The sequence below is a fragment of the Companilactobacillus kimchii DSM 13961 = JCM 10707 genome (assembly GCF_001435445.1).
In the GTDB taxonomy this organism is placed as follows: Bacteria; Bacillota; Bacilli; order Lactobacillales; family Lactobacillaceae; genus Companilactobacillus; species Companilactobacillus kimchii.
The window spans coordinates 123,827-143,878 of the sequence record NZ_AZDH01000006.1; the positions used below are offsets into that span (position 1 = coordinate 123,827).

Consider the following 20,052-nt stretch of genomic DNA (forward strand, 5'->3'; position numbering starts at 1 on the left):
TTTAACCACCTATTTTAACGGATTGCGTCTGTGGTCTTTTCATCAAAGAAATGTGCTTTGTTTAAATCGAATGTCAAATGAACTTTATCACCTGGTTTGTGATAATCACGGGCATCAACAATAGCAACAAACTCTGTACCATCAACTCTTGAGTAAAGCATTGATGTAGCACCAAGTAATTCAGAAACCACAACTTCACTTTCAACTGTAGCTTCTGGGAATGTCTCTTCCATAGCACCTTCAGCGTGAATATCTTCTGGACGAATACCTAAAGTAACATCCTTATCGTCATATCCAGCTTCATCAAGAACCTTTGAACGACCTTCTGGAAGCTTCAATGTCAAGCCTTCGCTATCTGTAACGATACCATCTTTGTAGTGAACATCAAAGAAGTTCATTGAAGGTGAACCGATAAATCCGGCAACAAACTTGTTCTTAGGTGATTCGTATACTTCTTTAGGAGTACCGATTTGTTGAACTTCACCCATTGACATAACAACGATTCTGTCAGCCATTGTCATAGCTTCTGTTTGATCATGGGTAACATAAATTGTTGTTGTATGTAATTCTTGATGCAATCTAGCAATTTCAGCACGCATGCTGACACGAAGTTTAGCATCCAAGTTTGATAGAGGTTCATCCATCAAGAAGATAGGTGCATCACGAACAATAGCTCTTCCTAAAGCAACACGTTGTCTTTGACCACCTGACAAAGCAGCAGGTTTTCTGTCTAGATATTCTGTTAGTCCTAGAACTTTAGCAGCATAGTCAACCTTCTCTTTGATCTTATCTTTGTCATATTTACGTAGTTTCAAACCAAAAGCCATGTTATCAAATACAGTCATATGTGGGTACAAAGCATAGTTCTGGAAAACCATAGCGATGTTACGATCCTTAGGAGCCGTATCATTTTCATATTTACCATTGATGATCAACTCACCTTTAGTAATATCCTCTAGTCCAGCAATCATACGTAAAGTTGTTGACTTACCACAACCTGAAGGTCCGACGAAAACGATGAATTCCTTATCTTTAATGTGTAAGTCAAAATCTGAAACAGCGTAGTTATCTTCTTCAGCGTTGGCATATCTTTTATAAATGTGATTTAAATCAATCTCTACCATAATTAAAACCTCTCAACTGTTAGTTATTAGTTTATCTTTAATTGATATGTCTATTGTATTTTAAAAGCGCTTTCATTAATATTACAAATCAACTAAAATCAATCAGTATTTTTGTACACTTTTACTAAAAACTCAAAAAGACATTCATATTACCTATCAATACTTGGTAAATATGAACGTCTTTTTATTTGGATCATGTTTATACACTATCGCTAATTTCCCAGCTAAGAGTTGTCTTGTACGTTCCGGCTTTATTCATTTGAGAATTCATATATAATAAAATTCCTTCGTCTCGACTCCAACCTTGTGAATTCAAAGTCTCATCATTTTCAGTTTGATAAATCGAAGTCGGATTGTCCAACAGGTCATAGAAATTTTTACCATTATAAAATCTTAAATGACCTGATAATACGTCAGAATTTTCATTAGTAAATTCACCTACTTGCTCAACACTCAAAGTTACTGGTTTCTTATTTCTTCTTGTATCCTCAATATCAACGATATTGTTAGGTAAATTCAGTTCATCTTGGCGATTCAAGATTCCTTCAGACATAACAGAATTTAATGTTCCATAGTCGATATCGTTTGCCTTCTTTATTGCTACGGCGTCTAAAGTATAGTTGATTACATTCTGATTACCTATCTTCTGATAGGAAACTCCATCGTCATCCTTCCCGCTGATATAAGGAATTGAACTAAAGCTATCTTTTTTATCTATTCCCGCTACTTCGGTTTCAACATCAACCGTATGACTTTCGTTAATGTCAAAATTCAAATTTGAAACGATCAAATCAGTTGCATCGGTTGTTGAATTTTTCGACAATTCATAATTGTCAGTTTCTACACCATCAACTTTAACTGACTTAATAGTCGTTCCATTTCTCAATGGCAAAGTATACTTGGCATCATTTAAACGCCCACCCGAGGTATTATTTTCTAAGGTATCGTGATAGGTTATCTGATCGCCATTGTTTACACCAAACAACATATTTTCTGTGTTTGTACCATCATTATACGTACTATTTTTCATAGTATTAGTAATAGAAATATTTGGTCCACCTTCTGGTTTAACATACAAAAAGGCATCATTCGTTGTGTATGAATAAGTTTTACCATTATATTTCACTTGTATAATAGCCAGGAATAAAGTTCCATCATCATTCAACGTTGCCTTAGGTGTCGTATAAGAAAGTGCCTGTGGATCATCTTTTTGTATTTGTTCACGAGCATGTGTGATGGGATCTTCTTTATACCATTTAATTGTATAATTGCTTTCATTCTCCTTATCATCGCCTTCATCTAAATCGCCGATGTTTCCTCTTAAATCAAAAGTTGCTGTTTGACCAGCCTTAACTGTTTGATCTTCCAAGCCACCACCAATCGTAATATCTTTATAATTGGAAACGGTTGATCCATTCGGATTATGCAGTATTGCTGTAACTCTAACTACACCAGATAAACGAGAAGTATTAGCACCAATTTCCCCTGTTTCACTGTCGATAGTAGCTAATTTATCATTATCAATACTCCAACTAACTGTGCCTGTGAAATTAGTTGGATTGGGATGTGCATGTGCTATAGTTTCGGTATTAACGATGTCATTTGATGAATTGTACAAATAATCATCATCTGTCGTCACTTCAACACTAGTAGCATCTACCGGTTCAGGAACTGCATTAACAGTCGCTAAATCGGAATATAGATGTGTCGTTGTAAGGCCAAGTAATCCCGGAGTCTGCCAATAAACTTCCAATTGATAGTATGTTTTACCTTCTCTATCTGGAGTTATATTCAAAGTTTTCTTATTAGCTGAACTAGATGTATCTTTACTCCAATTCTTTCCATCGGTAGATTTATACCATTGATATTTCTTACTTGTATAGCCTAAAGTTAAAGAGAGCGTTCCCAGCGAACGTACCGCATTACCAGAAATGGCTTTGGTTTGTCCAACTTCTAGGTAAGTTTCCTTTGCCGGTTGCAGGCTATAGCCACTTGTTAATCTAATACCCAAAAACTTACTTGAATTACCACTTGGCTTCTTATATGGGGTCACCTCAGTAGTTTCTTCCTCTTGAGCATTAACACTTTTATAATGTCTATTGAATGACGAGGCCGACAATATAGAAATAAACACTAGTATTAGTAACCAACGTTTTTTTGATTTCCTCATCATGAAACCCCTTTCTATTAGTTAGCAATATAATATTATCATATAGATTTTATATATTAAATCATTTTTGACCATTTTATTTTCAAGAATATGGCTCAATTTTATACTGTTAAAAAAGCTTAAAAAAATCTTAAATATCCTTAAGATACCTATATAAAGGGAAGTTACCTATTTTTTTAATGTTAGAATTACACTAATTCATGTTAGAAGGGAATTATTATGGGAAAAAAGCAAACAAATCAACACTTTTCCCATAACGGGGAAAGAACTATGGAAAATGACGTACTCTCACCAAAAGTAAAAAAAATAGCTCGCGATGATGTTGAAATTAAGGTTCACTACGTTGATTCCTTAGGTAAGGAAATCTCTAAGCCAGTTACTATAAAGGGACATTATCTAGATAAGTTAGATATTCCTTGGCAAGAAATACCTGGGTATGTTTTGTCATCTGTTACTAACTTCCAACAGACATTTATTCCTAATTCCGATGGAATTTACTTAGTTTATGCTAGTCAACTATCAGCTCCTGTTATTGTTTATCATCGCAATACTGACGGTAACTTAATTGCTGATCCACAATATCTTGAAGGTGAATTGAACCGTCAATTCGACTCACACCCACTTCAAGAAGCCAATCACTTTTTAGTACACTCGCCTAAAGAACCACATGGTCAATTTACTGACAAAGTTCAAGAACAAGAATATATTTATAATGTTTTGCCAGTTAGAGAATTCAAAATCAAAAGAAATCTCTACATTCGAACAAAAGACAATGTCAATGTTTTCAGTGAACCAACTAGTAAATTGCCTTTAGACAAGCCTTTACCTTTCGGAACAGACTGGAAAGTTTACCGTGCCGTTCAAGAAACATATAATAGTACAATCTGGTACAACTTAGGTGGCAACACTTGGATTCCAAATTCTGAAAGAATCATGACTAGAATTATTCAACAACCAACATCTCAACAAGAAATGTTAAGAAGTCCTCTAAGTGAGACCGCTAGTAACATCAGCTATACTTATTCAGTCATCGATAGTATGAACATTAATCGTTCAGTTAAAGTTCTTTACTATTCTGATCAATTTGTCACTGCTTGGAAGACACCTTATGGTGATATGGATAATCAACGTTATCGTGGTAATCAGGCTGTTCTTGTTAAAACACTAGTTCAATTAGACAACTATAGTGTTTGGGCTCAATTGGATGATGGCTACTATATTGAAAGTAAATATTTAAATCTATAAAAACAAAGAGACAGTTAATTCAAAATTGAATTAGCTGTCTCTTTTATTCCCAATTATTTAATAATTAGGGTCATTTAATATTTGATGGTATCTTTGAGCCTCACTCATTAATTCACTATCTCTTATACGGAAAACTCCATCGACAATAAATGGATTAAGGATTTTCATTCTTGTATATTTTGCCGTACGCGTCATAGGAAATAAATATTCATTTATAGTATGGCCCTGTTTTCCACCAACTCGATACTCTTTTTTACTGGCACCCACTGTTACCGCCAGCATTAATTCCTTACCATCTAAGGCATGACCCTCATGACCGTATGCCCAACCGTGTTCCAAAACCAAATCTTGCCATTTCTTTAATAAAGATGGGCCACTGAACCAGTACATTGGAAATTGCCACACAATTCTATCAGTCTTAGTTAATGCATTTTGTTCAGCTTTAACATCAATATTACCATCAGGATAAAGTGCATAAATATCTCGTACTTCAATATTTGTATCTTTTATTAAAGCTGCATTAGCTCGTGACTCTTTCAAGTTAGGATGAAATAAAAAAATTGTTGTTTTCATATTAATTTGCCTTTTCTATTATTTGATATTGTAGAATTCCATGTGACGAAGCTCCCTTATCTTCTAAATGAAATGACGTATTAAATTGCCATAAATTAGAGACAGTTCTTATATGATTTCTTTTTGCATAATTGTGCATACACTTCAATCCCGCCATAATATCTGAATTATTGTTTTTAACCTTAATTGCAAGATAATTTCCTGCTGGTTTAACAAGATGTGGGAGTGCATATGCGACATCATTAAAACTAGTTTGAATAAAACGGAAACTAGCATTCTTATACTCCTGATACAAAGATAATTTTAAGTTTGTTAAAAAACCACCATTCCCGGAAATCAGTAATTTATTATCTGTTAGTTCTTTACTAAAATTTGTATAATTAATCGCCATTTCTTTTGGAGCACATGCTTCTAACATATCTGAACAAAAAAAATGTTCCGCATTACATGTCAATATTTGAGGATGATTAAATGTCAAAAGTACCCTTGATTCTTGTAAATCACCAATTCTCTGTTGAATCGCAGCAAATGCATTCTGCAGATTTCCTATTTCATCTTTTAATTTACTAGCTGATTCATTTAAGATACCCACCAGTTTTTCTTTATCCTTATCTTTCAATAGACTATTTATCTGATTAAGAGAAAGTCCCGATTTTCTTAAAGATGTTATTAACTCAAACAGATATACTTGATTGTATTCATAATAGCGATAACCATTAGACAAGGTGATTGCAGGCTTAAAAAGGCCTTTTTCATCATAAAAGATTAATGTTCTTCTAGTCGTATGCACCAATTGAGCAAATTCCATTGTTTTTAACATTCAATCTCCTCCCTTTCTATAACATATAGGTTAAACCTTAACGTTACGTTAAGGTCAATGAAGAATTTATTTTCTTCAAAAAAAGTCCTAAACAAAAAATAAAAATTTGTTTAGGACTTTTTTCATATTATTTTATTCCATATCTTTCAAAGCATTATTTGCAGCAATACGTCCAAATGTAAAAATGTCACTCAATGAATTTCCACCAAGACGGTTACCAGCATGAATTCCCCCAGCAACTTCACCAGCGGCATACAAACCAGGAATAATCTTTTCATCTTGATTAATAACGTGAGCATCTGTATCAATCTTTAAACCACCCATTGTATGGTGAACAGCTGGCTTTCTAGGCGTAGCGTAGAATGGTGCTTTTTCAACTTTCAAATCAAAGGCACTCTTATGGAATTCTGGATCTTCTCCAACATCAACATAAGAATTATAATCATTAATAGTCTTAACAAAAGTAGCTGGATCCATGCCCACTTGTTTAGCCAAACCTTCCAAAGTATCATCACGATACAAAGTGCCTTGTTCAACTTGCTTGTCAATTTGAGCTTGGCTTGTATTATAGGCTGTTTCTTTAATTGCGTCGTCAGCAATCAAATAGAACAAACTTCCATTATCAATTGCAGCCTTAGTCAATTCATCACGACTACCATATTCGTTAACAAAACGTTTACCTTTTTGATTTACCATCACAAAATTTTGTGGTGGTACTTGTAAGCCACTGAAGAGTTCTCCAGTTTCTGGATCAGATACCGGCATCATTTGAGAGAAACCCATGCCAACTAATTCAGCACCGGCGCTTTGGCCTAAACGAATTCCGTCACCAGTAATAGCCGGAGAATTAGTTGTTTTAATATTGTCATCAATATTAGACCAGTAAGTATTGTACTTCTTCAACATCTTCGTATTAGCACCGAAACCACCTGAAGCTAAGACCACTGCCTTTGCATGTACAATAATCTTTTTACCGTCAGAACTACGAGCAATGATACCTTTAACTTGACCATCTTCGATAATCAATTCTTTAGCTGCAGTATCTGTGATAATTTGTCCGTCATTACTTTCAAGATACTTCTTCAAAGCTTCAATAAAGGCAAAACCTTGACTACCAAGTGGCTTATGTCCACGTCTCCATAGAGCTCCAACTGGCATAGTTACTTGGGACTTATCAAATTTAACCCCAATATCTTCAAGCCATTTAACTGACTCTAGTGCATGATCTGTCAATTCTTTTACCAAGTCATATTGACCATAAATCTTGTTGCCCTTGAGATCAGTTCTTTTTCCACCAAGATAAGTTTGGATACGGTGCAAAAGTTTAGAATCAAAAAGATAAGCTTTTTGATCTTCATTTTCTTTAAGATATTCATTAATTTGTTTCTTTAATGCTTTAAAATCAGCTAGATATTCGGCATCAATCGTTTTTTCATCAATTTCAGAGATTTCTTTTAGAGTATGACGTTCACCAGTAATCTCTTCAAATTTATTTTGCCATTCTGGATCGGCAGCATTCATTGGTCCACCAGCACGAACAGTGTTTCCACCAATAGCCGGGAACTTTTCAAGAACAATTGCCTTTTTACCTTGCTGAATCGTTCTGGCAGCAGCTGTTAATCCGGCACCACCGGCACCAACAACGACGACATCGGTTTGATATTCAACGACATTTTGCTTATTAGGACCATTTGATTTCTTACGTTTTTTCAGAATATCAGGATTTGCTCCGGCCATTTTGACAGCTTTGGCAACACCATCAACTACACCACGACTAGTGATAGATGCACCAGAAACAACATCAACATTTAAAGTTTGTCCATCAATAATTTGTTGAGGGATACGTTTGAAAGCAACATCAGCGATACCTTGAGTTTCACTAGAAGTATCGATATCAATCTTTTCAATACGGTCATCCGACAAAGTAACTTCCATTGGTAGATCACCATTATGACCAACTGCGGTAACCTTGAAAGTTCCGGGTTCATAAGTAATATCTTCTGGAATATTCATTTGAGCAATAATATCGGAAAATTTCATAAACTTAGCAAAACAACTATCTAAGAAGTCAATTGTACGTTGTGCTTTCAAATTTCCCTTATCATCAAAGGCATCTTGGGCCTTACCCAATAAAAATTCTGATCCAGGCATTACACTGGCATTAACTCCAGGAGCATCCAAGATTTGGCGTAAATGTAATTGTGCTCTGGATGAACCTTGAATATTGTATGAAGCACCAACAATCATTACTGCTTTACCGTCTAAAGGATGTAAATTAAATGATAACCATTCGATAATACTCTTTAAAGCAGCGGGAATAGAGTGATTATGTTCAGGTGTGGCGATAATAACTCCATCACTAGCTGCAATTTTTTGATTGAATTCTTGAATGATTGGACTATCAGATTGATCCTTAGATTCATTGAACATGGGAACATCTTTTAATTCGAGAATTTCTATTTCTGCCTTATTGGCAAAATGCTTCTGCATGAATTGTAAAAGCATTCTATTATATGACTTTTTGGCATTAGTACCGACAATTCCAATAAACTTCATTTACATATCCTCCCCATTTGCAACTTGTTTCCAAGAAAATTGCTTACTGATTTCAAAGAATTTACTATTTGCTGTTAACTTTTCAGTTAACTTAACGAAAGAAAGGAATTCTATAAAATCATTATCCAATTCCTTAGCCTTATCTTTGTAAACCATGTTTCCATCGTCATCAAAGGCTTCCAAAGCTCTTCCTAACAAGTATTCAACATTAGGCATGATTAAAGCCTTAAGTTCTGGTGCCTCAAGGATTTGACGTAAATGGGCTTGAGCACGTGAAGTCCCAAGAGCTCCCAATGAAGCTCCAATAATCATAACTGGCTTGTTGATCAACGGACGAGTTGTGTAAGATAACCACTCGATAGCATTTTTCAAAACAGCAGGAATAGAATGATCATATTCAGGTGTAGCAAAAATCACGCCATCACTAGCTGCAATTTTATCTGACAACACTTGAACAGCTTGAGGTGCAGTCTTATCCTCTGGTTCATTAAAAACAGGAATTTCATCAATTTCACAGATTTCAATTTCTGCTTGTTCACTATAATGTTGTTTCATATACTGTAATAAACGACGGTTGGTTGACTCTGAAGAATTAGTTCCTACAATTCCAACTAATTTCATAACAAATCTCCTCACAAATTGTGTAAGGGTACACAATTAACTTTTTTAAATTAAATTATTTAGTAAGTAGTCAGAATGGTACTATTTAATAGTAAAAGCTACCCACTAATTTTAGGTTAAATATCTTTTCCTATAAGGTTAGTCTAGGATACACTTGTGAATTTGTGAAATATTTATTTAATTATTGAGCTATAAGTAAATAGCTATAAGTTAGGAATGACAGTCTATGCCGAAAACTGATTCTTTAAATATGCTGCGTTTTTTGGACACTTTGTTAAAACATGGTAATTATACAAAAGCGGCCAAAGATCTCTATATCTCACAACCATATTTAACACAAACAATTCAAAATGCCGAAAAGGAATTAGGAATTGAGATTATCAATCGTAAATCCTCCCCTTTGCAATTAACTGACGCCGGAAGAATTTACTATCAATATTTGAATTCTCTCGAGACTGAAAAGAGTAATTTTCAGAGACGAATTCTTAAATACTCCTCACCAAACAAGACAGTTATTCATTTAGGAGTACTGTCTAGCTTAGGAACCTATTTGTTACCTCTTTTTATGAAAAAATACTTGTCTACTCATCCTGATGTCAAAATTGAACTCCATGAAGACATCCCTGAAACTAATGAGAAAAAACTTTTAAATGGCGATATTGATTTTCTCCTAGGACAAAATCCAGAAACCATTTCGCCCAAATTAACTGTATACAATCGTGGAACTCATGGTTACTTTGCTATTATTCCTAAGAATTCTCAATTTTTCCAAGAAGGAAAGAAGTCTTTAGAACCAAATTCAATTTCAATTAAAAACTTGCTAAAAGAAAAACTTGTTCTAACCACTCATGGTTCCGCTATCCGACGCCAAGTTGATTATCTGTTAGAAAAGTACAAAGTAAATTCAAATATCGTTTTAGAAAGTAGCAATATCTTTACCACTGCTAAACTTGCCACCAGCGGTTTGGATGTAACTCTACTACCTGAAAGTGTTTATATCACTCCTAATAGTGATGAATACAACATTTATCCTTTGCCACAAAGTATCATTTCACTTGATTATTTTATTGCCTATCAAGCAGATCGAACCTTGAATCAAGCTGAACAAGATTTAGTTGACTCTTTTCTTAATAGCATTCAAGAAAGAATCAATCAGGATCCTACATTGTTGTAAATAAAAAGATGAAATTTTCTTTTTACGGTTTCTTTCTCAAAATTGATTAAAATTCCCGTCTTCCGCAAAAGTTGAAAATGCTGGTGGAACGCTGTGGGCGCGGTTTGAAGCTAATTATTTCACACTCCGTGCAAAATAATGGATCTCCAAGTCCGGCCTCATTGTAAGTGGCAGAGCCACTAACAATGACTTCACAGCTGACCACATTTTCAACTTTTACTCCAGACTAATAAACAGTTCTATTTACTATCCCTTTTTTAAATTTAAATATAAAAATAGCAGTATTTATTTAGAACAGGCGCAAGCTAGGTTTACGTCTCTAAATAAATGCTGCTTTATATTTCTAGACTATTTGAGGTACGTAATAAAAGATACTATCTAATTCTTTATTTGTTGACAAATTTTATCAACAAATTCATCAGCCATCCCCTTTAGAAAAACACTATTATAACTTTCAAAATATTTTCCAAATTCATTTTTATCCACCGAATACCCTCGATAGTCATTAGCAAGCGTTATTAAAACTGTCTTTTTGGAGTCTACTTCACGTATCTTTCTACCTAATGCATAAACTAATTCTCCAGGATAAGTCACAATACGTAATTCAGGAAAATCATATATATATGCACTTGTCGTAAAATGTGTATGCCCATAATACCTTATATGCTTGTATGTATCTAAAATACCTTTTTTACTATTATCCTGTTCATAATCACTTTTTATTCTATACCATAATTCATTAGCAGTGGTTGACGTTATCGGATCATAATAGCAGTCATATTTAACCTCTTTAACATTCATATCGACCAGTTCTTTACTTGTAGAATCCTCTGGATTCAAAGAATTTATTACTAAATCAGCGATTCTTTTAACTTCTCCAAACGTACTCTCTTTTCTTGTAAATCTGGTACTAGTATCACCGCAATCTGCCAAGAAAATTATCGGAGTTATCCCTGTTTTCTTTTTATAATTTTGACGTATTTGTCCAATCAAATCTGAGGTTAAAGCTCTATTATTAACATTCATAACTGTCGGATGTGTTGCGATCGATAATAGTGCGTTAACTATTTGTCCATTATTCCAGAATTTTAATTCAATGATTTCATCATTAAAAGGAGCATCAGAAATATTACGATTACCATAGGCTAAGTGATTCACCCTTGAACTGGACATAGTAGCAGAAACCTCTTTAATATTATTTATTGCCTTAGCCACCGATTTTATAATCTTATTTGTAATTAACTGCCAATAATTACTATCAATCTGAGGATTATCTATCAACAAATCTGTCACCGTTGGTCCTGAATGCGTGTGTATAGCAGCAATAATTATTTGAGAACTATCTATATCATATCCTTCACTAATTAAACGTTTTATCCTATCAGCTCTAAAACCTGGTACCGCAACAATGTCTAATGAAATAAATAATAATTTAAATTTATTTTCTATATAAAGAACCGATTCAAACAAGTCATCATGAATTGAATCAGAATAACGTGGAGTATATCCTTCCATTTGAACTCCGACATTTGGTGTTATTTTATCCATATCATATCCAATATACATAACACGGCCTCCTAATATCACTAACCACAGAATAGCACTTTTAATTCATTTTTGATATATTTATCTAATTTTATTTAATTATTGATTTTTATATCAAACAGTATATACTTGAACTCGTAAAGGCTTACATGTTTATTTGGGAGGGAAAATAATGAAAACGTCTAATGCTTTTTTTGATAATTTTCAAAAAGTAATGAATGACAAAATCGTCCCTGTTGCCAATAAAATTTCCAATCAAAGACATTTGGCGGCATTGCGTGACGGTTTGACTAACTTAGTTCCATTCACTGTCATTGGTGGTCTTGCTTTAATGATCGCCAATCCACCTGTGAATACTCAATTAGTTAAACCAACAAATTGGTTCAATGATTTTCTTTTAATGTGGATGCACTGGGCTAAAGCAAATTATGATCTATTAGCTACACCATATAATTTATCTATCGGTATTATTTCTATCTACGTTGTTCTTGGTGTTTCCTATCGTCTAGCGCAACACTACAATATGACCGCATTTCCTAACTCTTTAGTCGCACTAATGACCTTCTTTGCGGTTGCTGCCCCACCAACAACTGTTAAAGGAAAATTAATGATTGATACTACACAATTAGGTTCAAATACTATGTTTGCTGCTATCATTATTGGCTTGCTTGTTATCGAGATTAACAGAATATTGATCAAACATAATATAGCAATCAGAATGCCTAAGAGTGTTCCACCAGCAGTTGCCGCACCATTCCAAGTTTTACTACCATTATTGATTAATTTGGTTCTCTTCTTGGGACTGAATAATATAATGAAAGCTACACTTCATACAGGACTAGCCGATGCTATCTTCGTAGTCTTCCAACCATTGATGAAAGCTGGAGCATCACTAATTTCTATGACAATTTTGGTTGAAATAGCCTTGATCTTCTGGTTCTTTGGTATTCATGGTGACAATATGATTAGTGCTGTTACAACACCTATTTGGACAGCCGGTTTAGTTCAAAACTTGCAAGAATATGCTGCACACAAACCTCTAACTAATATTTACGTTGGTAACTTTACCTTTATCTTTGGTGAAGCAATTGTTTACTTCGCCATTATGGTAAGTATGTTGGTTTTCGCTAAATCTCCTCAATTAAAATCACTTTCACATGTTGCTTGGCCAGCTACTCTATTCAATATCAACGAGCCTCAAGTTTTCGGTATTCCTACAGTTATGAATCTCTTCACATTCATTCCTAGTTTTATCTGTTTATTAATTGACATGCCGATTGCTTACTATGCAACCACTTTGGGCTTGATGAGTAAAACAGCTATGAGTGTTCCTTGGACATTGCCAGCTCCACTCTATGCCATCATTTCTACTCTTGATTGGCGGGCCGGAGTTGTCTGGTTGATAATCTTTGCTATTGATTTTGCCATAATCGCTCCATTCATGATTGCTTACGATCGTCAATTGATCAAAGATAATTCTAATGAAACATCAACTGAAAAATAATAAAAATAATCCTAGTATAAAAGCATATCTGCTCATACTAGGATTATTTTGTTAGAATTAAAGAAAAAAGAATAGAAGAGAATACTATGAATTTAGAAGAGAGAATCGGAATATACTACACTTCATTAACTAAAAGTGAAAAAAATGTTTATCAAGCTGTCCTTGCCAATCCCAAGGGAATTATTAATAAATCAATTCAAGAAGCCGCTAAAACCTATAACGTATCTTCCGCTTCAATTCAAAGATTTGTTAAAAAAGTTGGTTATCGTGGCTATACCGAATTTCGATTAGCGGTTGAAGATATTATTAATTCATCTCAGACCAAAATATCATCTGATAAAACTAATCTTTGGAAAATCATGAATGCATATATTTCCACTTTTCAAACTCTCAAAGATATCGATATGGATAAAATTCTCTTTCAACTAGCCAGAGACATTAAAGATTATTCAATCGTTAAGGCCCTGGGAATCGGTAACACCGCTTTATCAGCAGAACAATTGGTTTACTCGATGTACTCTGAAGATAAATTTATCGAAGCTGTTCAAGACAAAATTAAAATCGATTACTTAGAATCATCTATGGACTCGGATTATTTACTAATCATTTTTTCGGTTACTGGTTCAATTGAAACCTACAAAAAGATAATGACGGCTGCTAAAAAGAAAGGTATAAAAACTTATCTAATAACTATGAATCAAGAAACTCCATTATTGAAATTAACTAAGAACAAAATTGTTCTGCCGTCTACAAATATTCAAAATAATGACAATACTCTTTATCGTGTTGATAATCGAACGATTCTCTACAGCTTTGCCGAAGTAATTTCTTATTACTACGCTGTTGCTTCAAATCGATAATCCTATACAGCTATTAAACAGATAAAGATCTTCACCTACAAAATATTGCCCAAAGCAAAGATCAATGGAATTGTAACTAAAGACAAAATTGTCGACAGACTCATGGCCGATATAGCTGGTGCGGTATCGTCGTGTACTTGCAAAGTAAACAGCACTACTAATCCTGCTACTGGGCAGGCGGCCATTACAATAGTTGTGTAGAAAGCAATTCCGGTAACACCGACTAAACGTAAAATAATGATTGCCAAAATTGGAAACAATAAATTACGGAAAAGAATCGTCAGTCCAATCTCTTTATTCAACATATCCTTGGTAAATTTAATATTAGCCAAACTATTTCCAATCACAATCATCGATAGTGGCGTATTTACCGAACCAATATCCTTAATGATTTGATTAGGAATACTTGGGATTTGTACTGAAAAGACAAAAAAGATTGCTCCAACGACAATAGCGATAATATTAGGATTTAATAAAACCTGTTTCCAATTAGTTTTTTCAGCTGTACCACTGTCATTATTCTTGAACAATGATACTCCCTGTGTCCAACTAAAGATGTTAAAGGCTGCCAACGAAACTACTGCAAAGAAGACACCTTTGGAACCAAATAGAGAACTAATCAACGGAATTCCCATAAATCCGGCGTTAGAATAAATACTACCGTACTGGGCAATTCTACTTAAATTACGATTCTTTAAATTTCCAAAGACCAATTTGGCAATAACAATCTCAACTATGTACAGTAAAATTACCCCTCCGGCTGCCAACAAAAATTGTTTAATTCGATCATTTGAGTAAGGTTGTTCAAATGCATTAATAATTAAACACGGTGAAACAATATATAATAAAACATTTGTTAAGTCATTCGACGTCTGTGCATGCATAAATTTTAATTTGTTAATTAAAACCCCCACTAGCATCAAACAAAACATCAGAATGATTTGATTAATCAGTTGTCCAATATTCATTATTTTTCCCTCTAGTTATACTTTAACTAAAGTTTTATGCCAAAACAACACAGCAAAAAAGCATCCATTTGTATCTTGAATGGATGCTTCTTTATTTTGAATTATTTTCTGCGGCGCCCAGTAGCTGGATACCCTAATTCTTCACGGTATTTAGCTACAGTCCGACGAGCAATCTTCAAATTATCTTCAATTAATAAGTTAGAAATCTTTTGATCACTCAATGGTTTCTTCTTATCTTCATTATCTAAAATCTCTTTAATTTTTGCCTTAACTTGATCAACAGATTTATCATCCTCACCAACTGTTACTTTACTTCTACGTGAGAAGAAATTCTTCAGTTCAAAAATACCAAAATCAGTTTGAATGTATTTTCCATTGATAGTTCTACTTACAGTTGACTCACTCAATTGTAACTTCTGAGCAACATCCCTTATCAAAAGCGGCTCCAAAGCATTAGTTTCTTGCATAAAGAACTTATACTGTGCCTTAACGATACACTTACCGATAATAGAAATTGTCTCAATTCGGCGTTGCAAATTATAACTCAATGATTTGTATTGATTGTACTTTTCGTAAATATACTTTTTAACATCTTCATCAGTAGATTGTGCCAAACGGTCATACGTTTCTTCAGCAAAAACAATTTGTGGCTGACCATATTTAGTCACTGACAAAGTTAATTTATCTTTATTTTTCTTAATCCTCAATTCGGGGACAACATATTGTTCATTTTGAGAAGTGTATCTTTGCCCGGGATTAGCTGTCAATGATTGTATAAAATCAACATTTTTTTGTAACTCCTCATTTGATAACTTCAACTTACGTTTCAATTGTTTCCATTCATGTTTAGCCAACATTTCAAAATTATCACTCAACATCGACATAACAGCAGGGTCAGCATTATCCGCCTCAGCTTGCAAATACAGACATTCCTGCAAATTTCTAGCACCGATCCCAGGAGGATCAAGTTGATGCAAAAGAGTTTTGGCATCTAGCAACATGATTGGCGTAATATCTTTGAGTTCTGCAAAGATCTCCTTATCTGACATTGTTAAATAACCATTAGGATCTAATTGTTCAATCAAATAAACAACCAGATCACGTAAAGGTGTTTTACGCATTGTTAGTTGAACTTGGTCCAAAAGATACTCAAACAACGATTGTTGATCATCCTTAATTTGATAAGAGGCCCGATCACTGTTTTCAACAAATGGCATATCCAAATCGACATGCACATCGAAAAGTGGATTTTCCAAACTCTGTTCATTTAAATATTCTGCTAAATCAATAGCATCTGATTGTAACACTAAAATTGATTGTCTCATTCCCTGCGTTAGAGACAAACCTTGAACCTGTTTCTGGTTCAAATTTTGTTTTAATTCCATTAATTTCACGCTCCTTCCGTTATTTTATTCAAAAATTATTAAAATACTTTTTTTCGTCAAATATAATAACTAATATAATGATAGCGCTTTTTTAGATATTTGTATTTACTCTCACCAACTTTATTTTTCCGATTGGCGATTTAAATCAATAAACGAACTTAGACCACTGGTATTCAAACGAATCAAACGATTTCTAAACTCACTTCTATCCAACTGTACCAATCCACTACTGTATAAACGAAACATCATCAAAGTATTGCGAATAAAAAAACTAGCACAAATATAAGAATCTAATTGAGAAGTTCCATATTGTTCTTGGATTGCTCGAGCAAATCCTTCAGCTACTTTGGCCTCAACCTTTCTAGATAAGAAACTGTAATCCATTGACGTCATCATAAAAGTATAGAATTCACGTGATTGTTGAAAGAAATCAAATACCCTATCAAAGATATAACCAGGTTTAGCAAGACTTTCCTTTAATGGCTGCCCAGTAATTAGAGCTAGCAATTTATCCGCAATTTCATCTACGACAGTATTAGAAAAGTCGTCAATAGAATCATAATGTAGATAAAATGTCTTGCGATTGATTCCTGCAGTTTCGGTTAACCTTTTAACTGTGATGTTGCGATAGCTGGTATTCCTAGCAATCTCCCTAAAAGCAGTTTGCAAAACCTGATTAGTTTTCTGTACTCTACGGTCAATTTTTGTCATTTAATTTCCCCTTTTTTAAGATAATGCACACTTTGTGTATTTATGTTGTGGAAAGGATATATTTATATGTTTATCATCTAAGCCACAGTTGAGTATTAATTCATGCCAACTATAACATATTTTCTAAAAGAGGTAAGCCAAATGATTAAAGAGGAATGGAAATATCTACTAAAACATAAACTAATGATCATCGTCTTTGCGGTTATGATCTTCATTCCATCCATCTATTCTGTTACTTTTCTTAAATCCATGTGGGATCCATATGGACAATTAAAAAATTTACCAGTTGCCGTCGTCAACAACGATAAATCTGTAAATTATCAAGGTACAGACTTAAAAGTTGGAAAAGATCTTACTAAAAAGCTCAGAAATTCTAAGAATATGGACTTTCATATTCTTGATTCAGAACAACAGGCACAGAAAGGTTTAAGTGATGGCAAATACTATATGGTCATTACCATTCCTAAAAGCTTTTCTCAAAATGCTACCACATTATTAAATGAAAAACCTAAAAAAATGGTATTACACTACGAGACTAGCGCTGGACACAATTTCACAGCCTCCAAAATGACCGCTTCGGCCGCCCAACAAGCCGCTCAAGGTGTTTCTGAACAAGTGACTAAGACTTATTCCAAGACAATGTTTCACGCCCTCAAACAAGTTTCTCAAGGTATGGATAAAGCCGCCACAGGAAGCCAAAAATTAACAACCGGTGGACAAAAGTTAGAAAGTGCCAATTCAGAATTAACAGCCGGTCTCAATACCCTAGCTACTAGTTCTTTAACTTTCAGTAGTGGTGCTAATACTCTTAACCAAGGTTTAAATCAGTACATCTCAGGAGTTGATCAAGTTGCATCCGGCAGTCAGACTTTAACTAGTGGCATTCAACAGCTGAATGATAAATCCTCAACCTTAACTAGTGGTATCAACCAATTAGCAACCGGTAGTAGTGCTTTAACATCAGGCTTGCAAAATTATACTAGTGGCGTAACTAGTTTGAATACCGCTAGCAATAGTTTGAATTCCGGCTCTCAGGCCCTAAACAACGGAACTAATACTTTGGCTACCAATTCTCAAACTCTAAATTCAGGATTAAACCAACTACACACAGCTAGCCAAGAGTTAACTGATAACTTACAAAAAGTCAGTGACAACTTGGATAATACCACTCAAGTTGAAAGTTCAATTAAGAACCTCAAGACCCAACTTGCCAGCAACAATAGTCAACAAGCTAATACTATCAAAAATGATCTAACCTCTTTACAAGAAGCTATCAAAGCTCAAACTGACTCAAATAATCAAACCAATCAAAAAGTTTCTCAAATAGCCGATCAACAAGGACTCTCTGCTACACAAAAAGCCGCCATCCTCGATGCAATAAATTCTTCAGACAACAGTAATTTAAGTCAGCTCACTGATACTTTATCAAAAGATTTAACTACACTCATGACTACTCAAGAAAGTGCTTTATCACAATTAGATAGTCTTTCAAACAGTGGCGGTGATTTATCAACTATCATTGCCCAATTAACAGCCGGTTCTCAGCAACTTACAACACAGTTGCAAAATGCCTCATCTGGTATGAATCAGTTAAGCAATGGTATCGGTGAATTAAATGCTAATACTGCTCAATTAACACATGGTACCGCCCAGTTGAATGCCGGTATCAATCAACTAGCAGACAATAGTTCCACTTTAAATACTGGTGCTTCCAGTCTTAACAACGGTATTGGTGAACTAAACAGTCAAATGCCAAACTTGAAATCGGGTATTAGCCAATTAGCAACCGGAGCTGATTCCCTCAACTCTGGCATCAATCAATTAGTTACTAATGGTACAACTCTAACTAGTGGTGCTACTCAACTAGCTTCAGGTGCGCAACAAATAAACAATGGTTCCGAAAAATTAGCCGACGGTTCCAGTCAAATGGGTAGTGGCTTACAACAAGTAACTTCTGGTAATAATACTTTAAACAAAGAATTATCCGCTGGGGCTAAGAAATCCAATATTAAAGCTACTAATTTAACTTATGACCAAATCGCTAAACCAACTACAACCAAACATAAAGAAAAAGATACTGCGCCAAACAATGGTACCGGAATGGCTCCTTACATGTTATCTGTTTCCCTATTCGTTGGTGCTTTAGCCTTCAATCTAATGTTTGATATCTATACACCTAGAAAGTTTCCACGTACAGGTGTTAGTTGGTGGGCCAGTAAAGCCACTATAACTGGTGCTTTCGTTCTTCTAGAAGCGATTGCCGTCTCCTTGCTGCTCAGCCTTATTGATGGCTTAGCTCCAGTTCGTCCTTTTATTACATTGGTAATGCTTGTCCTAACTGGACTAACCTTCATGTCAATTGTTCACTGGCTTAATCTAGTTCTTGGTAAAGTTGGTTCATTTCTTAGCATGATTCTCCTAGTCTTTCAGCTTGGCGGATCTGCCGGAACCTATCCTATTCAATTATCTAATAAATTCTTCGAATCAATTCATCCTTGGTTACCAATGTCTTACAGTGTTGACGGTTTAAGACAAACATTAATGATTGGTGATTCAGCCGTATCTGATATGTTGACACTTTTAGCTATCACTTTACTATTCTCACTTCTCAGTATCCTTTTCTTTATTAGAAGAAAAACTCATATCTCAGAAATCGACTATACTAAAGAAGCCGCTGAACATTCAATTGTTTAACTTACTAATCACTAAGGTCCTCAAATCAATAGATAAAACGTCTAAAGATTTGAAGTGCCCTAAAATTGTTAGACATAATCTAACAATTTTAGGAGCACTTTT

The 20,052-nt window shown here is 34.5% G+C and carries 15 protein-coding genes; 5 read left to right on the forward strand and 10 right to left on the reverse strand.

The genetic code is table 11. The features are described from left to right. Positions 1 to 14: 14 nt before the first annotated feature. Positions 15 to 1,124 carry an ABC transporter ATP-binding protein gene (locus FC97_RS04060; protein WP_054643046.1) on the reverse strand — a complete coding sequence of 370 codons (1,110 nt, stop codon included), beginning with the start codon at positions 1,122 to 1,124 and terminating at the stop codon, positions 15 to 17. A 199-nt stretch (positions 1,125 to 1,323) separates the two neighbouring features. After that, positions 1,324 to 3,297 carry a hypothetical protein gene (locus FC97_RS04065; RefSeq protein WP_143442736.1) on the reverse strand — a complete coding sequence of 658 codons (1,974 nt, stop codon included), beginning with the start codon at positions 3,295 to 3,297 and terminating at the stop codon, positions 1,324 to 1,326. Positions 3,298 to 3,564: 267 nt separating this feature from the next. Here FC97_RS04065 and FC97_RS04070 point away from each other — a divergent pair, with 267 nt between their 5' ends. Further along, positions 3,565 to 4,539 (forward strand): MucBP domain-containing protein, encoded by a 975-nt coding sequence (locus tag FC97_RS04070; RefSeq protein WP_225868740.1) that lies wholly within the window; start codon positions 3,565 to 3,567, stop codon positions 4,537 to 4,539. 57 nt (positions 4,540 to 4,596) lie between these two features. On the opposite strand, the gene FC97_RS04075 is transcribed toward FC97_RS04070, so the two are convergent. The 4 genes from FC97_RS04075 to FC97_RS04090 form a co-directional block, all read right to left on the reverse strand. Next, positions 4,597 to 5,112 carry an NAD(P)H-dependent oxidoreductase gene (locus FC97_RS04075; protein ID WP_054643043.1) on the reverse strand — a complete coding sequence of 172 codons (516 nt, stop codon included), beginning with the start codon at positions 5,110 to 5,112 and terminating at the stop codon, positions 4,597 to 4,599. A gap of 1 nt (position 5,113) precedes the next feature. Continuing rightward, the gene (locus tag FC97_RS04080; RefSeq protein WP_054643042.1) at positions 5,114 to 5,932 is read right to left on the reverse strand and encodes a MerR family transcriptional regulator; all 819 of its coding nucleotides are present in this window, start codon (positions 5,930 to 5,932) and stop codon (positions 5,114 to 5,116) included. Between the two features lie 132 nt (positions 5,933 to 6,064). Beyond that, complete coding sequence (locus FC97_RS04085) at positions 6,065 to 8,488, reverse strand: flavocytochrome c (RefSeq protein WP_056967842.1); 2,424 nt, start codon at positions 8,486 to 8,488, stop codon at positions 6,065 to 6,067. After that, positions 8,489 to 9,109: an NADPH-dependent FMN reductase gene (locus tag FC97_RS04090; protein ID WP_054643041.1), complete on the reverse strand. Its 621-nt coding sequence runs from the start codon at positions 9,107 to 9,109 to the stop codon at positions 8,489 to 8,491. A gap of 226 nt (positions 9,110 to 9,335) precedes the next feature. On the opposite strand from FC97_RS04090, the gene FC97_RS04095 reads away from it, so the two are divergent. After that, positions 9,336 to 10,283, forward strand: coding sequence for a LysR family transcriptional regulator (locus FC97_RS04095; RefSeq protein ID WP_054643040.1), 948 nt, complete (start codon positions 9,336 to 9,338; stop codon positions 10,281 to 10,283). Positions 10,284 to 10,661: 378 nt separating this feature from the next. Here FC97_RS04095 and FC97_RS04100 read toward each other — a convergent pair whose 3' ends face one another. Then, on the reverse strand, positions 10,662 to 11,849 hold the full coding sequence (locus tag FC97_RS04100) for a neutral/alkaline non-lysosomal ceramidase N-terminal domain-containing protein (protein ID WP_054643039.1): 1,188 nt from the start codon (positions 11,847 to 11,849) through the stop codon (positions 10,662 to 10,664). Positions 11,850 to 12,000: 151 nt separating this feature from the next. Between FC97_RS04100 and FC97_RS04105 the strand changes: the two genes are divergently transcribed. Both FC97_RS04105 and FC97_RS04110 read left to right on the forward strand, forming a co-directional pair. Then, positions 12,001 to 13,332, forward strand: a complete 1,332-nt coding sequence (locus FC97_RS04105; protein ID WP_054643038.1) for a PTS sugar transporter subunit IIC — start codon at positions 12,001 to 12,003, stop codon at positions 13,330 to 13,332. Positions 13,333 to 13,418: 86 nt separating this feature from the next. Further along, positions 13,419 to 14,192 (forward strand): MurR/RpiR family transcriptional regulator, encoded by a 774-nt coding sequence (locus FC97_RS04110; RefSeq protein ID WP_054643037.1) that lies wholly within the window; start codon positions 13,419 to 13,421, stop codon positions 14,190 to 14,192. Positions 14,193 to 14,227: 35 nt separating this feature from the next. Here the strand turns inward: FC97_RS04110 and FC97_RS04115 are convergent, their stop codons facing one another. The 3 genes from FC97_RS04115 to FC97_RS04125 all read right to left on the reverse strand — a co-directional run bounded on the left by FC97_RS04115 (position 14,228) and on the right by FC97_RS04125 (position 17,256). After that, positions 14,228 to 15,160 (reverse strand): AEC family transporter, encoded by a 933-nt coding sequence (locus FC97_RS04115; protein WP_056967844.1) that lies wholly within the window; start codon positions 15,158 to 15,160, stop codon positions 14,228 to 14,230. Positions 15,161 to 15,261: 101 nt separating this feature from the next. Then, positions 15,262 to 16,545 (reverse strand): RNA polymerase factor sigma-54, encoded by a 1,284-nt coding sequence (rpoN, locus tag FC97_RS04120; RefSeq protein ID WP_054643036.1) that lies wholly within the window; start codon positions 16,543 to 16,545, stop codon positions 15,262 to 15,264. Between the two features lie 120 nt (positions 16,546 to 16,665). Next, positions 16,666 to 17,256, reverse strand: coding sequence for a TetR/AcrR family transcriptional regulator (locus FC97_RS04125; protein WP_054643035.1), 591 nt, complete (start codon positions 17,254 to 17,256; stop codon positions 16,666 to 16,668). 141 nt (positions 17,257 to 17,397) lie between these two features. On the opposite strand from FC97_RS04125, the gene FC97_RS04130 reads away from it, so the two are divergent. Beyond that, on the forward strand, positions 17,398 to 19,950 hold the full coding sequence (locus FC97_RS04130; RefSeq protein ID WP_056967846.1) for a YhgE/Pip domain-containing protein: 2,553 nt from the start codon (positions 17,398 to 17,400) through the stop codon (positions 19,948 to 19,950). Positions 19,951 to 20,052: the final 102 nt, after the last annotated feature.